This is a genomic window from Achromobacter mucicolens, from assembly GCF_029866465.1.
GTDB lineage: Bacteria > Pseudomonadota > Gammaproteobacteria > Burkholderiales > Burkholderiaceae_B > Achromobacter > Achromobacter mucicolens.
Genome location: NZ_CP123364.1, coordinates 3,163,086 through 3,177,242, shown reverse-complemented (window position 1 = coordinate 3,177,242; position 14,157 = coordinate 3,163,086). Strand labels below are relative to the sequence as shown.

Below are 14,157 nucleotides of genomic sequence, written 5' to 3'. Positions count from 1 at the left end.
GCGTCTGATCCCCAGCCTTAAAAATCCCCCAGAAATTCCTCGGGGTCGGCTTCGATCTCAGCGATTGATCCCGTCAGTAGCGCGGTGAAGCTTGGCGCCACCCACGTGATCTGATCCGGGTCGTGGGTGAATGCGATGATCTGCCCCGGTGTGCCGGATTCGCTTGGGGAGTGGTCGACCATCAGCAGCATCGTTGCGCCGCCAAAGCTGGCGAAGGGGAGCCAGCCCGGGTGAAACCAGCCGTCCCTGATGCGCGCATCGCGCGGTTCTGGCTCCATATATCCGGCATATCGCGGCGCGCGGTCCGCCATCCGTGCTCGTCCCGCAATCGCCTTTTCCAGCGGCAGAAAATCATAGGCCGTCAGATAGCCCGGCCGCATGAATACCGGCACATCGCGCTCGGCCCCATTGGCCAGAAGCCAAGCCTGCCTGGCGTCCGCGGAGATGGGGAAACCAAGTTCCGCCTCGACTGCTTCAAGCCTCGATTCCGTCGCACCCGGGTTGAGGTGTAGCGCGTGGCCATGTGCGTCGCACACCGCACGAATCCGATCAAGATAATGGGAAAAATCCATCGCCGCAGGCGGTCCTTTTCAGTATTACGCAGCTTGCGGCAAGAAAAACCGATCCTTCAATTCCTGCAGCCCAATCCGCTCCAACATCTCGGTCAAACGCTGCGCGGGCTTGCGCGTCGGCAGGTTTTTATATTGCGCGATGATCAGCTCATTCTTCATCGAATGCTCCCAGCCGACCAGTTCGGTCACGCTGACCTGATATCCGTGCGCCTCAAGCTGCAGGCATCGCAGCACATTCGTAATCTGGCTGCCAAACTCCCGCGTATGCAGCGGATGCCGCCAGATCTCAGCCAACGGATCCGCCAGCGCCTTCGCTTTGTTCTTGCGCAGCACCGAAGCCACCTCGGCCTGGCAGCACGGCACGACCACGATGTATTTGGCCTTCTTCTCCAACGCAAAGTGAATCGCGTCGTCGGTTGCCGTATTGCAGGCGTGCAGGGCGGTCACCACGTCTATCGAAGCGGGCAGTTTGTCCGAAGTGATCGACTCCGCCACCGACAGATTCAGGAACGACATGCCGCCAAAGCCCAGCCGCTTGGCAAGATCTTCCGACGACTTCACCAGTTCTTCGCGGGTTTCGATGCCGTAGATGTGGGAGCCGTTTTTCAGCGCCTCGGGCTGATCCTTGAAAAACAGGTCATACAAAATGAAGCCCAGATACGACTTGCCCGCGCCGTGGTCGGCCAGGGTGACGGCGCCGCGTTGGTCTTGGACATCCTTGAGCAGCGGCTCGATGAACTGGAACAGGTGATAGACCTGCTTCAACTTGCGGCGGCTGTCCTGGTTCATCTTGCCGTCGCGGGTCAGGATGTGCAGGGCCTTGAGCAGTTCGATCGACTGGCCGGGGCGGATGTCGTGGGTTTTTTCGGACATGGGGAAAGGCAAAGCGCCCCGCTGGGGCGGGGCGCGTGTATGTGCGGGAAGGACAGTGTAACAAGCCGATCCTTCCGCGTGTCTGACACCAGCCGATCCTTCCGCGTGTCTGACACCCATATGAGCAGGCAAGGGAACCCAAGCGAGCGTATGCGGGTGTCAGACACCGGCTGAATGTAGAGCTGCCCGTCAGACCGTCACAAGGACTGGCTCACCCAAATTCAGCATCAACCGGTTCGCCCACGCAAAGATCGCGTCCGAATGCAGCAGATCCAGGATCTCCCCGTCATTCAGACCCACATCCTTCAGCGCCTGGATGCTGGCCGCGTTGACGTCGGCCTGCGCCTCGGTAATCTGGATCGAGAACTTGCCGATCGCCTGTTCACGCTTGGTCGTGCCAGCCGTGACCGGATTCTCAAACACCTGCCCAATCACGTCATTGCGCTTGGCCAGTTGCTCGAACCGCTGCGCGTGCACCGACGCGCAGTACACGCAGCCGTTCACGCGCGACACCACGGTGGCGCCCAGTTCGCGCTCGGCGCGCGACAGGCCGCCCGGCGCGTACATGATGGCGTTGAAGGCCGTGGAGCGTTGGCGCAGGATTTCGGGCTGGTGGACCAGGAACAGGTAATAGTCCGAGGCCTTGGCCTTGGGGTGACTTTCTTCCAGGACGGCGATCTGTTCGGGGGTGGCGGTGTCGACGTTGACGACGTCCAGCCACGCCTTCCATTCCAGGACTTCGTTGGTGAAGCCATGGGCCTTGATGACGGCGCCGGGTTCGGTGTTGCCGGGGTTGATGACGGACGTGGCATCCGCGGCGCCAGCACCCGCCTCAAGCCCTTCAGCCGCTTTCATCGCGACCAATCCGGCCACCAGGCGCGTCTGATACGACAGGAAGGCGATCAGCTGCGACAGCGTGACGACGGCCGGGGTGGAAACCCCCGCAGCCGGCAGCGTCTTCAACGCGGCTTCGTCGCCTTCGACCGGCTTTTCGATCAGCTTGCGCGTGAATTCCAGGATGGCGGCCAGGCGCGGGTCGGCGGCATCGGCCGGCTTGCCGGATTCGGCGACGGCGATGTCCGCGGCCGGCACGCGGGCCTCGACGGCACGGGCGCGATAGTGCGCGGCCAACAGCGGCGACGGCGTGATGCGCGTGGCGTACAGCGCGACCAGCAGGCGGTCGGCCAGCGGCAGGCCGGGCAGGGCGGGGTCGAAGAGGGCGTCGTAGCTGCCTTGCGTGGCGGCGGCGACCTTGTCGCGCTTGTGGCGCACGTCAAAAGTCTGGGTGCCGGGCGCCAGGCCCACGAGCTGGTCGACGATGTCTTTGCTGATGTCGTAGACGATCGGTTGTTGTGCCATTGAGGAGGTCTCCTAAAGTTTCGTTCAGCGGACGTTGCCCGAGGCATCGTTCGCGGTCGCTGCCGGCTTGCCAGCCGCCGCGCCCTTGGCCTTTACCGCCGCGTCCAGGAACGTCTTCACGCCTTCCCAGGATTCCTGGTCGGCGCGGGCGTTGTCCTTGGGGTTGCCGCCGCTGGTGCTGATCTTGCCCGACACGGGGTGGGCATACACAAGCTGGGTGGTGGGCACGTAGGGGAACAGGATCGAGTGGCCGCCGTTCTCGTAGTCCAGCCACTGGACCGGGTACGGGTGCCGCACGTCGGTCAGCTTGTCCTGCACCATCTTCGAGTACAGGCTGGACGGCCACGAGCCGTCGTCGGTGCCGGACAGCAGCATGACCGGGCCTTCGATGTCTTCCACGCGGATGCGTGCACGCGCCACGGCGTCCGGGTCCTGCAAGGCCGTCAAAATGGCTTTCTCGTGGCGATGGGGCGCGGGGCCTTCATCGAACGGGGCCCAGGTGGCTGTGCGGTTGTTCTCCCAGACGTGGGGGATGGGCTTGCCGCCCAGCAGCCAGGTCGGGCCTTCGCGGCCGATCTTGGGGTCGCAGGCGTTCTGGCCGCTGTGCACGACGGCGCCGGGCACGTAGGCGACGACGGCCGACACTTCCTTCGGGAAGGTGGCGCCCAGCAGCAGCACCAGTTCGCCGCCGCGCGACTGGCCGCTGATGGCGACGAAGTCGTGCAGGGGCTGGACCTTCTTGCGCAACCAGCGCAGGCCCGTCTGGAAGTACTCCAGCGGGGTGTTGGAAATGTAGTCCGACAGGCCGGGCGCCTTGAAGTACGCCAGCGCGAAGGCGGCGTAGCCGCGCGAGGCGTACAGGGCGGCGCGCGGTTCGTTGATGCCGCCGCCGGACCCGTTCAGGATCATGACGGCGGGATGCGATCCCGGGGCGCTGCCCGCGGGCAGGTACAGGGTGCCGACCAGGCCTTCCTCGCGGACCTCGACACGCGTGACGCCGTCAGCCGCCAGGCGCTGCGTGAAGCTGCCGCGCGCCTCGGCGCCTTCGACGCGGACCACCACTTCGGTGACGAGGGCATCGGTCACCGGCTGGTTGAAGTGCTCGCGGCTCTTGCCGTCATCGGGAGACTGCGCCCAGATCAGCCCCATCGGGGCCAGGCCGGTGTAGTCACCCGCGACGGGGGCGTCGCGGGTCAGGTCGACGGCGCCGTCCTCGCCTGCCGTGTAGGCGGCCTGGGCTTGCCAGAGCACGCCGTTGCGGCGGGTGAGGGCGGTGATCTCGACGGTGGCGCCGGGCGCGACGTGTTCGACGCGGATCTGGCGCGGGACGTCGATGAGGGCGTCCGCGGGGCTGATGTGCAGGGTCGGCGCCATGGCTTACTTGTCCGAGACCTTGGTGACCATCATGGCGGCCGTGCGGTCGCTGGTCATCGGGGTAACCTTCAGACCCTTCTTGGTGGCCCAGATGTTCTTGTAGTGGAACAGCGGAATGATGCCGACGTCGTCGGAGACGAGCTTGACGGAGTCGCGCAGGATGGCTTCACGCTTGGCCACGTCGAATTCCGAGGTGGATTGCTCCAGCGCGGTGTCGACCTTGGGGTTCGTGTAGTGGCCCCAGTTGGAGGCGCCCAGGCCCTTTTTGGCGTCGACGGTGGCCAGGATGTTGACCAGCGCGTAGCTGGCTTCGCCCGTGCCGTTGCCCCATGCCAGCATGCTGACGGCGAATTCGTTCTTGTTGGCGCGGCCCGAGTACACGGCCCACGGCACGACTTCCACCTGGGTCTTCACGCCAACGCGGGTCCAGAACTGCGCCACCGCCTGGGCCGTTTCCGGGCCTTGCGGGTAGCGGTCGTTGGGCACGTGCATGGTCAGCTTGAAGCCGTCGGGAAAGCCCGCTTCGGCCAGCAGCTTCTTGGCTTGCGCGACGTCGTTGGGGATGTCCTTGATCTCGGGGTTGTAGCCGAAGGTGCCCTTGGGCATCCACTGGTTGGCTTCGGTGGCGGCGCCTTGCAGGATGCGGTCGGCGATGGCCTTGCGGTTGATGGCCAGGTTCAGCGCCTGGCGCACGCGCACGTCCAGGAGCGGGTTCTTGTCCAGCGGCTTGCCGTTGTTGTCGGTGATGTACTGGTTGGGCGCGGGGTTGAAGCTGGGTTGCAGCAGCATGACGCGCAGGCCGTCGTACGGGTAGACCGAGATGTTGGCGGCCTTCTCCAGCTTGGCCAGATCGGACACCGACACCTTGTCGATCACGTCCACGTCGCCGGCCAAGAGCGCGGCGGTGCGGGCGGCGGCGTTGTTGATGTAGCGGTAGTTGACCTTCTCCCAGATCTGCTTGTCACCCCAGTAGGCGTCGTTGCGTTCCATCAGGACGCGGTCGCCGGGCGTGTAGGAGACGAACTTGTACGGGCCGGTGCCGACCATGGCCTTGCCCGAGTTGTAGTCTTCGGTCGAAGACTTTTCGCCGACGTGCTTGCTGACGACGTGGATGGACGCCAGGTTCAGCGGCAGGTCGGGGTTGGGGGCCTTGGTCTTGATGATGAGGGTCAGCGGATCCTTGGCGGTCATCGTGTCGATGGTGCGCAGGTAACCGGCGTAGGTGGCGACGCTGCCCGGCACGCCGCGGGCGCGGGTGTAGGAGTAGATCAGGTCGTCGGCGGTGAACGGCGTGCCGTCCTGCCACTTGACGCCTTCACGCAGCTTGAATTCCCAGGTGGTGTTGTCCAGCGGCTTCCAGCTCACGGCCAGGCCCGGCTGCAGCTTGTTCCACTTGTTCTCGATCAGGAGATCCCAGAAGTGCAGGGCCACCGAACGGTCGCCGGCGTGGTTGTTCAGCTGCGGGTCCAGCGACGACAGCGGGTCGGCAAAGCCGATCGACAGGTTGTCCGCGGAGGCGGCGGCCGAGGCGCCCAGGATGGCGGCGGTGAGGGTCGAGAGAATCAGGCGTTTCATTGTCCGGGATCCTTGGTGAAGGGGGAACGGTGTGGGTCCAGCGGCCGCGGCGGTCGTGCCGCGGCCAGTGATCGTCAGGCCATGTCGTTCAGGTGACAGGCGCTCAGGTGGTTGATGGCGATTCCCTTCAACGTGGGAACCTCGGTCTTGCAGCGCGGCATCGCGTGCGGACATCGCGGATGGAAATGGCAGCCGGTGGGCGGATTGAGCGGGCTGGGAATCTCGCCCTTGATCGCGGTGAAGATCTTGTGGCGCGATTTCAGGCTGGGGATTTCGGCCAGCAGGGCTTGCGTGTAAGGGTGGTTGGGACGGCGGAAGACTTCTTCCACCGTCGCCGTTTCCACGACTCGGCCCAGGTACATGATGACCACGCGATCGGACAGGTGTTCGACCACCCCCAGGTCATGGCTGATGAAAAGGTACGTCAGGTTCAGCTCTTCGCGCAGGTCCATGAACAGGTTCAGGATCTGCGCCTGGATCGAGACGTCCAGCGCGGCCACGGCTTCGTCGCAGACCAGCATCGACGGCTGCACCGCCAGCGCGCGGGCGATGCCGATGCGCTGGCGCTGGCCGCCGCTGAACTGGTGCGGGTAGCGCTGGCGCAGCGACGGATCCAGGCCCGCGCGTTCCAATTGCGCGCTGACGTAGTCGTCGAAGTCGCCGTTGCCGACCAGGCCGTGGATGCGGGCGGCCTCGCCCACGATCTCGTCCACGCGCAGGCGCGGGTTGAGACTGGCGTAGGGATCCTGGAAGATCATCTGCACCTTCAGGCGCGCGGCGTGGGCCTCGGCCGCATTCATGTCCGCAGGGCGCACGCCATTGATGCGGACCTCGCCGCCCGAGGGCGTGAGCAGCCCCGCCGCGATGCGGCCCAGCGTGGACTTGCCGCAGCCGGATTCACCGACCAGGCCGACGACCTCGCCGGGATTCACGATCAGATCGACGTGGTCCACGGCGCGCGTGATGGCGGGCGGCTTGGACAGGCCAAGCGACTGCATGGCGCGGCCGGCGGCGCCGACCTTGCGTTCGCCAAAGCGCTTGCTGACCTGACGCAGGTCGATCAGTGGCGTGGGGGCGTTGGCGGTGGAGGTGGCGCTCATGCCGCCACCTCGCGGTGGATCTGGATGGAAGGATGAAAGCAGCGCACGTTGTGTTGGGGTAAGGCTTCGGTGATGCCGGGTTGCTGGCCGCAGGCGGCGGTGGCGCGCGCGCAGCGCGCTGCGAAGGCACAGCCGGCCGGCAGGTGCAGCAGGTTCGGCGTCATGCCGGGAATCTGGCGCAGGCGCTGGCCGCGCGCATTGTTGCTGGGCAGGCTGTCGATCAGGCCCACGGTGTAGGGGTGCTGCGGACGGTCCAGCACGTCGTCGACCTTGCCGTGTTCGACGATGCGCCCGGCATACATGACGGCCACTTCGTCGGCAAGGCCCGCCACCACCGACAGGTCGTGGGTGATCCAGATAAGGCTGGTGCCGTGCTGCTGGGCCAGCTTCTGCACTTCGGACAGGATCTGCGCCTGGATGGTGACGTCCAGCGCGGTGGTCGGTTCGTCGGCAATGATGAGGTCCGGCCGGTGCAGCATGGCAATGGCAATCGCCACGCGCTGGCGCATGCCGCCCGACAGCTGGTGCGGATAGGCGAGCAAGCGTTCCTCGGGGCTGGGGATGCCCATCATGCCCAGCGTGTCGCGCGCCAGGATGCGGGCTTGGGCGCTGCTCATCTTGTTATGCGCGCGCACCGTCTCGATCATCTGCACGTCCACCCGCAGCACGGGGTTCAGCGTCATCATCGGATCCTGAAAGATCATGGCGATGCGGTTGCCCTGCAGGCGGCGCAGTTCGCGCGGGGGCAGCGTGGTCAGGTCGCGGCCCTGGAACAGGACCTGGCCGCCCACGATGCGGCCCGGCGCGTCGACCAGACCCATGATGGAAAAGCCCGTCACGGACTTGCCCGAGCCGGATTCGCCGACCAGACCCAGGATCTTGCCGCGTGGCAAGGTGAAGGAGACGTCGTCCACGGCGGGCAGCACGCCCGCGCGGGTGTGGAAGTGCGTGCGCAGGTTGCGCACTTCAAGCGTGGCCGGCGCGCCAGCCGAGGCAGAGCGGTCGGTCATTTGTGGGTCCTCGGGTTCAGCACGTCGCGCAGGCGGTCGCCAACCAGGTTGATCGCCACGATGGTGATGAGCAGCGCGATGCCGGGGTAGAAGCTGATCCAGTATTCGCCGGACAGCATGTATTGGAAGCCGTTGGAAATCAGCAGGCCCAGCGACGGTTCGGTCACGGGCACGCCCAGTCCCAGGAAGCTCAGCGTGGCTTCCAGCGTGATGGCGCGCGCAATCTGCAGCGTGCCGATGACGATCAGCGGCGGCAGGCAGTTGGGCAGGATGTGCTTCAACATGATCCGCCAGTTGGGAATGTCCAGGCAGCGGGCGGCTTCCACGTACTCGCGGCGGCGCTCGACCAGGGCCTGGCCGCGCGCGGTGCGGGCATAGTAGGCCCATTCCAGGATCACCAGCGTCAGCACCACGTTGCCCACGCCCTTGCCCAGATAAGCCAGGATCATCATCGCGACCAGGATCGACGGGAAGGACAGGATCAGGTCCACGAGACGCATGATGAAGGCGTCGACCTTGCCGCCGGCGTAGGCGGCCAACAGGCCCAGCAGCGTGCCGATGATGCCGGCGATCAGCGCCGAGCCCACGCCCACCATCAGGCTGATGCGCAGGCCATACAGGATGCCCGACAGCAGGTCACGGCCCTGGCCGTCGGTGCCCAGCCAGTAGTGGAACGTGTCCAGGCCATTCATGGAACCCGGCGGCAGGCGCGAATCCAGTACGTCGATCTGCAGCAGGTCATAGGGATTCTGCGGCGAGATCCACGGCGCCAGCACGGCGGCCAGGATCAGCAGAGTGGCGACAACCAGGCCCAGCACGGCCGTCTTGGACGACATGAACTCGGCAAGGTTGCGGCGCCACGGCGACTCGCGGCGCAGGGCGGGCGCCTGCGCGGTTTGGGATACGGAACTCATGCCGTGGCCTCCAGCCGCACCCGGGGGTCCAGCACTTTGTACAGAATGTCGACGATCAGGTTCAGCGTCACGAACAGGCACACCACCACGATCAGATAGGCCACGATCACGGGGCGGTCCAGCGCGTTCAGGCTGTCCAGGATCAGCTTGCCGGCGCCGGGCCACGCAAAGATGCTTTCGGTGATGACGGCAAATGCGATGGTCGAGCCCAGCTCCAGGCCCAGCACCGTCACCAGCGGAATCATGGTGTTGCGCAGCACGTGCACACAGACCACGCGAAACGGCGACAGGCCCTTGGCGCGCGCGAACTTCACGAAGTCCAGCGGCATCACGTCGCGCACGCCGGCGCGGGTCAGGCGGATCACCAGGGATATCTTGAAGAGCGACAGGTTGAACGCCGGCAGGATCAGGTGGCGCCAACCGTCTGCCGTGAGCCACGACCACTGAAAGCCCAGGAACTCCACCGTCTGGCCGCGGCCGCTGGCGGGCAGCCAGCCCAGCGACACGCTGAACGCCATGATGAGCATCAGCGCCACCCAGAAGGTAGGCAACGAGAAGCCGACGATGCTGCCCGCCATGATCATCTTGGCCGCGCGGCTGTCCGGATACAGACCGGCAAACAGGCCCAGCGGCAGGCCGATGATGACGGCGAAGGACAGGGCGGTGATGGCCAGTTCAAGCGTGGCCGGCAGGCGCTGGATCACCAGTTCGATCGCCGGAATGTTGTAGACGAAGCTGTTGCCCAGGTTGCCGTGCAGCGCGCCGTTCAGAAAGGCCAGGTATTGCTGCCAAAGCGGCTTGTCCAGCCCCAGTTCGGCGATGATGCGCGCGCGGTCCACCTGGTCCACGTCCTGGCCGATCAGGATGTCCACGGGGTTGCCGATGGCGTGCAGGCCCACGAAGACGATCAGCGTCATCAGGAACACGACCACCGCAGCCTGCGCCACGCGGCGTAGCAGCCATGCGGTCATTGCGCGGTCTCCGCCTGCGAAGCCGTGGCCGGTGCGGCGGCCGGCGTCCACTCGTCACCGAACACTTCGGGCTCCGAGAACGCTTCCATGTTGGCGTAGTGCGTCACCACGTCTTCGCGGTAGAACAGGCCGGCGATGCCTTGCGCCAGGCGCTTGGCGCCTTCGCTGATGGCGGGGATGTCGCCCGAGATCGTGCCGTGCGTCAGCGCGGCGGGGTACGAAAAACAGTGCACGCGGTCCAGGCCCGGGCAGGCGCCGGGGACTTTCTCCTGCAGTTCAAACACCGGTCCCAGATCGGGCGAGTCATGCAGTTCCTGGTCTTCCTCGCCGGGCGGCGGCGTGTAGCGGTCGCCCCAGGCGCGCACGTGAGGCGCCAGCGGCGCGAACTCCGGCCGCACGGTCCAATCGATGCGAAAGCCCGTGGAGAAGATCAGGAAGTCCAGCTTGAACACGCCCTTGGGCGTGGTGACATGGATCTCGTCATCGACCAGGGCCAGGTCCAGCACGCCACAGCCCAGGTTGAAGAACGCATTGGGATGGCGCGACACGCGCAGCGTGCTGCCGCGCGGGGGCGGCACTTGCGCGGCGTTGATGTAGTGGCGGATCTTCCACTTCCATTCGTCCGGCAGCGTCAGGTGGCCGTGGGTCAGGCCCGGGTTGCCCGCGCCCTTGCCCTTGTTGATGCGCGGGATGTCATGGCGGCGGATCAGCAGATCGACGCTGGCGGCGCCGGCTTCCAGCGCGGTCGCCGCGCTGTCCATGGCGGACGCGCCCGCGCCCACGACGCCAACGCGCTTGCCGGCCAGGGTGTTGTAGTCCATCACGTCGGACGAATGGGCCCAGCGGTCGCGCGGCAGCTTCTTTGCAAAGTCGGGCACGTACGCGCCGCCCAGGCCGTCGCGGCCGGTGGCCAGCACGACGCGGCGAGCCAGGACGGTCGTGCGTCCGGCGGGCGACTGGATGTCCAGCGCAACCAGCTGATCGGCGCGCGGCTGCACGGACAGGATGCGGTGTTCGTTGCGCACGTCCAGGTTCAGCACGCGGCGGTACCAGCGCAGATAGTCCATCCATTGCAGGCGGGGAATCTTGTCCAGCGCTTCCCAGGCCTCCTGGCCGAATTGCGCCTCGAACCAGGCGCGGAAGGTCAGCGCGGGCAGGCCCAGCGCGGGACCGGTCAGTTGCTTGGGCGAGCGCAGCGTTTCCATGCGGGCCGTCGTGGCCCACGGGCCTTCGTAGCCTTCGGGCGCCTGATCGAAGATCGGCGCATCGATGCCCAGGTGCTTCAGAGACGCTGCTGCGGCCAAGCCGGCCATGCCGCCGCCGATGATCGCCACATCCAGCACCTGCTGGCCGTCGACCAGCCGGGGCGTCACCCAGTTCTTGGCGGGAATTTCCAGCCAGGAGAGGTCTTGCCGAAGGCGCGCCTCCAGGGCGGGCAGGCCTTGCGGCGGGGTGGCGGTGGGCAGATTCATGATGCGGGTGTTTCCATGACAGGGGCGTCATCGCCGTAGATCGACTGCAGCAGCGCCGAATGCTCGGACGCGTCGTGCAGCACAAAGCCGGGCAGCAGGTCTGCGGCGGCTTCGGCCAACGCGTCGGCCATCGCCTGGCAGGCGGGCGACAGCGTTTGCGACTGCGGGGTGATGACCCCAAAGAAGAAAGGGATGTCCAGATCGATGGGACGGATTGCCACGCCCGCCATCGGCGAACCATAGGCGGTCACGGGTTCCAGCACCGATACGCCCAGGCCCGCGCGGACCGCGGCCAGGGCGTTGACGGACGAATTGGTTTCGATGGTGCCCAGCGCCTGCACGTTGTGCGCGAGGGCCGCGTCCAGCCGGCGGCGCAGGCGATAGGGGTTGGCCATGGTGATGAGGCGGCGTCCGGCCAGCGCCGATACCGGCACCACGGCGTGGCGCGCGGCGGGATCGTCTTCGGGCAATGCCGCCACGCAAGGCGCCTGTGCGATCCAGTGCACGGTCAGGCCGCGGTGCTCCAGCGGCAGGCTGGTCGCGCCCAACTGCGCGGCGCCCGACAGCACGGCGTGCACCACGCGCTCGGGCGAGGCGCTGCGCAACTGCACGCGGGCGGGTCCAAGCCGGTCTTCGATGCGTTTGAGGGCGGCCGGCACCAGGCCAGCGGCAAGGGCGGAAGTGGCCGCCATCAACAGCGGCTGCGCCTGACCGCGCGCAATTTCGTCGGCCCGGCTGCGGATCTGCTGCAGGCTGGACAACGCGCGTTCAACATCGTCGTAAAGCAGGAAGCCCTGTTCGGTGGGCGTCACGCGGGGACCGCTGCGGTTGAACAGGGGATAGCCGATTTCGGCCTCCAATTCCTGCAGCAACCGGCTGATCGCAGGCTGCGAGCGTCCCAGCAGCCGTCCGGCCGCGGTGACGCTGCCGGTGGACATGACGGCCGCGAAGGCCTCGAGTTGACGAAGTTCCATTGGTCTTGATTTATGCCAAGGACGAATTCTGGCCCGTCAAGTATGCGCCTTACAAATAATTAAAAGGCATAAGTAAATTCCCTAACTGGGAATTTCTTATGCCTTTTCATTACCTCGAGTTATTTCAAGCGCTTAGAGCGCTGGCGCTGGGTGCAACCCTTATTCGGGCTGAATGTTGGCGTCCTTCATCACCTTGATCCAGCGCGCGCTTTCGGCCAGGTTGAAGGCTTCGGCTTCTTGGTAGCTCATCGTGCTGGGCATCGTGCCCTGCGATTTCAGCGCGTCGACCACTTTGGGCGACTTCGAGGCCTGCACCATCGCCGCATTCAGCTTGGCGATGATCGGTTCAGGCGTGTCCTTGGGCACCCACATGCCATACCAGGTGACGATGTCGAAGTCGGGCAGGACGCTTTCGGCGATGGTAGGCACGTTGGGCAAGTCGGCCAGCCGGACTTTGGTGGTGACGGCCAGGGGGATGACCTTGCCGCTCTGGATCAGGGGCAGGGCGGGGGCAAGCGGCGCATACATCAGATCCACATGGCCGCCGGCAACGTCGGTCAGGGCCGGGCTGCTGCCGCGGTAGCCGACGTGCGAGATGGACGCCTTGGTGGAGGAATTGATCAGCTCGCCCGCCAGGTGAGGCAGGGTGGCAACGCCGGGCGACGCGAAGGTCAGCGTGCCGGGCTGCGCGCGGGCATGCTCGATAAGGTCGGCGAAGGTCTTGAACTTGGACGTGGGCGGGACGACGGCCACCATCGGCACCGTGCCCAGCACACCCACCATCCGGAAGTCTTTGATCGGATCGAAGCTCAGGCTCTTGAACTGGGCCGGATAGATGCCCTGGACCGACGGGTTCATCAGCACCGTGTAGCCATCTGCCGGCGCCTTGGCGACCTGCGCGGCGCCAATGGTGCCGCTGGCGCCTGCGCGGGTTTCGATGACCAGCGGCTGGCCCAGGATTTCACCCATTTGCACAGCGACGACGCGGCCGACGACGTCCGTCGGGCCGCCCGCCGCCCACGGCATGATCACGCGGATCGGCTTGTCCGGATAACTGCCCTGGGCCAGCGCCCCGGTGACCGGCATGGCGGCGAGGATGGCCGAGCAGGCCGCGGTAAGAAAGCTGCGCTTGTTCATCTACTGTCTTCTCCTACGAAGGTGAGGTTGGCCGAGGGCAGGGCGGCGTGCATCAGTGCCTTGACCTCTTCCAGCTGTTTTCCAGTGGTGGCTTCGTTCTTGAGCATGCGGCCCAGAGGGCCGGCCACCACGATGGCAAAGGGTTGTTCGTATGCGCGGAATCCGAGGGACATGGACATCACGTCTTCGACGTTCTCGCCGACCGAGCGCTGCCAGCCGCGCGCCACGCCCGCCTGCAGATCGCTGTCGAAAGCGGCGCGGGTGGTGATGGTGCGGTCGGTGAAAGCGGTAAATCCGCCATAGGCCTTGAACCATTTTTGGCGTTCTTCAGGCGACAGCACGGACAGCAGCGCCTTGCCCGAACTGGTGGCGTGGACGGCCTTGAAACCGCCGGGCTGGTGCGAGAAACGGATCGTCTGCTTGGATTCCGCCACGATCAGGTACACCACCTTGTCGTCCGCCAGTTTGGCCAGCAGGGCGGTTTCACCAGTCAGGTCGCGCACCCGTTCCAGCACGGGCTCGATCACGTCATTGAGCGGATCGTTGCGGCAAATCAGGGTGGCGACGTGGATCAGCTTCTGCGTCGGGTAATAGCCATGCTTCTTGCCGATTTCATACAGATAGCCGCGCGCCACCATGGTCTTGAGCAATCCGTGGCAACTGGACAGGGGGATCTGCATCTGCGTGGCGATTTCGCTGTACAGCAATGGCTTCTGCTCCTCGGCAAAGAGGTTCAGCACATCCAGAACTCGAGCTGCAGTTTTCACATCCATGATGATAGTATCCTATACGTGATAAATTTAAGTCAATCCGCTTTCAACGCCAA

General features: G+C 65.5%; 13 protein-coding genes. All 13 read right to left on the bottom strand.

The window, feature by feature from the left end; translation table 11 throughout:
* Window positions 1–17 precede the first annotated feature (17 nt).
* The 13 genes from QEP15_RS14465 to QEP15_RS14405 all read right to left on the bottom strand — a co-directional run bounded on the left by QEP15_RS14465 (window position 18) and on the right by QEP15_RS14405 (window position 14,104).
* Window positions 18–572: an SMI1/KNR4 family protein gene (locus tag QEP15_RS14465; RefSeq protein WP_152384677.1), complete on the bottom strand. Its 555-nt coding sequence runs from the start codon at window positions 570–572 to the stop codon at window positions 18–20.
* Between the two features lie 24 nt (window positions 573–596).
* Window positions 597–1,445, bottom strand: coding sequence for a class I SAM-dependent methyltransferase (locus QEP15_RS14460; RefSeq protein ID WP_128828897.1), 849 nt, complete (start codon window positions 1,443–1,445; stop codon window positions 597–599).
* 189 nt (window positions 1,446–1,634) lie between these two features.
* Window positions 1,635–2,804: a CMD domain protein gene (locus QEP15_RS14455; RefSeq protein WP_280147620.1), complete on the bottom strand. Its 1,170-nt coding sequence runs from the start codon at window positions 2,802–2,804 to the stop codon at window positions 1,635–1,637.
* A 24-nt stretch (window positions 2,805–2,828) separates the two neighbouring features.
* Window positions 2,829–4,178, bottom strand: a complete 1,350-nt coding sequence (locus tag QEP15_RS14450; RefSeq protein ID WP_280147619.1) for an acyl-CoA thioester hydrolase/BAAT C-terminal domain-containing protein — start codon at window positions 4,176–4,178, stop codon at window positions 2,829–2,831.
* A 3-nt stretch (window positions 4,179–4,181) separates the two neighbouring features.
* Window positions 4,182–5,753, bottom strand: a complete 1,572-nt coding sequence (locus QEP15_RS14445; RefSeq protein ID WP_056319159.1) for an ABC transporter substrate-binding protein — start codon at window positions 5,751–5,753, stop codon at window positions 4,182–4,184.
* Window positions 5,754–5,827: 74 nt separating this feature from the next.
* Window positions 5,828–6,853 carry an ABC transporter ATP-binding protein gene (locus QEP15_RS14440; protein ID WP_175155696.1) on the bottom strand — a complete coding sequence of 342 codons (1,026 nt, stop codon included), beginning with the start codon at window positions 6,851–6,853 and terminating at the stop codon, window positions 5,828–5,830.
* The gene (locus QEP15_RS14435; RefSeq protein WP_152384673.1) at window positions 6,850–7,863 is read right to left on the bottom strand and encodes an ABC transporter ATP-binding protein; all 1,014 of its coding nucleotides are present in this window, start codon (window positions 7,861–7,863) and stop codon (window positions 6,850–6,852) included. The genes QEP15_RS14440 and QEP15_RS14435 overlap by 4 nt, the downstream gene beginning before the upstream one ends.
* Window positions 7,860–8,777 (bottom strand): ABC transporter permease, encoded by a 918-nt coding sequence (locus QEP15_RS14430; protein WP_056319169.1) that lies wholly within the window; start codon window positions 8,775–8,777, stop codon window positions 7,860–7,862. The genes QEP15_RS14435 and QEP15_RS14430 overlap by 4 nt, the downstream gene beginning before the upstream one ends.
* The gene (locus QEP15_RS14425) at window positions 8,774–9,748 is read right to left on the bottom strand and encodes an ABC transporter permease (protein WP_152384672.1); all 975 of its coding nucleotides are present in this window, start codon (window positions 9,746–9,748) and stop codon (window positions 8,774–8,776) included. Before QEP15_RS14425 ends, QEP15_RS14430 begins: the two co-directional genes overlap by 4 nt.
* A complete protein-coding gene (locus QEP15_RS14420; RefSeq protein ID WP_280147618.1) occupies window positions 9,745–11,220 on the bottom strand; it encodes a SidA/IucD/PvdA family monooxygenase in 1,476 nt (491 codons plus the stop codon). The genes QEP15_RS14425 and QEP15_RS14420 overlap by 4 nt, the downstream gene beginning before the upstream one ends.
* On the bottom strand, window positions 11,217–12,194 hold the full coding sequence (locus QEP15_RS14415; protein WP_142054871.1) for a LysR family transcriptional regulator: 978 nt from the start codon (window positions 12,192–12,194) through the stop codon (window positions 11,217–11,219). Before QEP15_RS14415 ends, QEP15_RS14420 begins: the two co-directional genes overlap by 4 nt.
* A 159-nt stretch (window positions 12,195–12,353) precedes the next feature.
* Entirely contained in the window at window positions 12,354–13,331 is a 978-nt protein-coding gene (locus tag QEP15_RS14410) for a Bug family tripartite tricarboxylate transporter substrate binding protein (RefSeq protein WP_280147617.1), read from the bottom strand.
* Entirely contained in the window at window positions 13,328–14,104 is a 777-nt protein-coding gene (locus QEP15_RS14405) for an IclR family transcriptional regulator (RefSeq protein WP_128828244.1), read from the bottom strand. Before QEP15_RS14405 ends, QEP15_RS14410 begins: the two co-directional genes overlap by 4 nt.
* Window positions 14,105–14,157 lie beyond the last annotated feature (53 nt).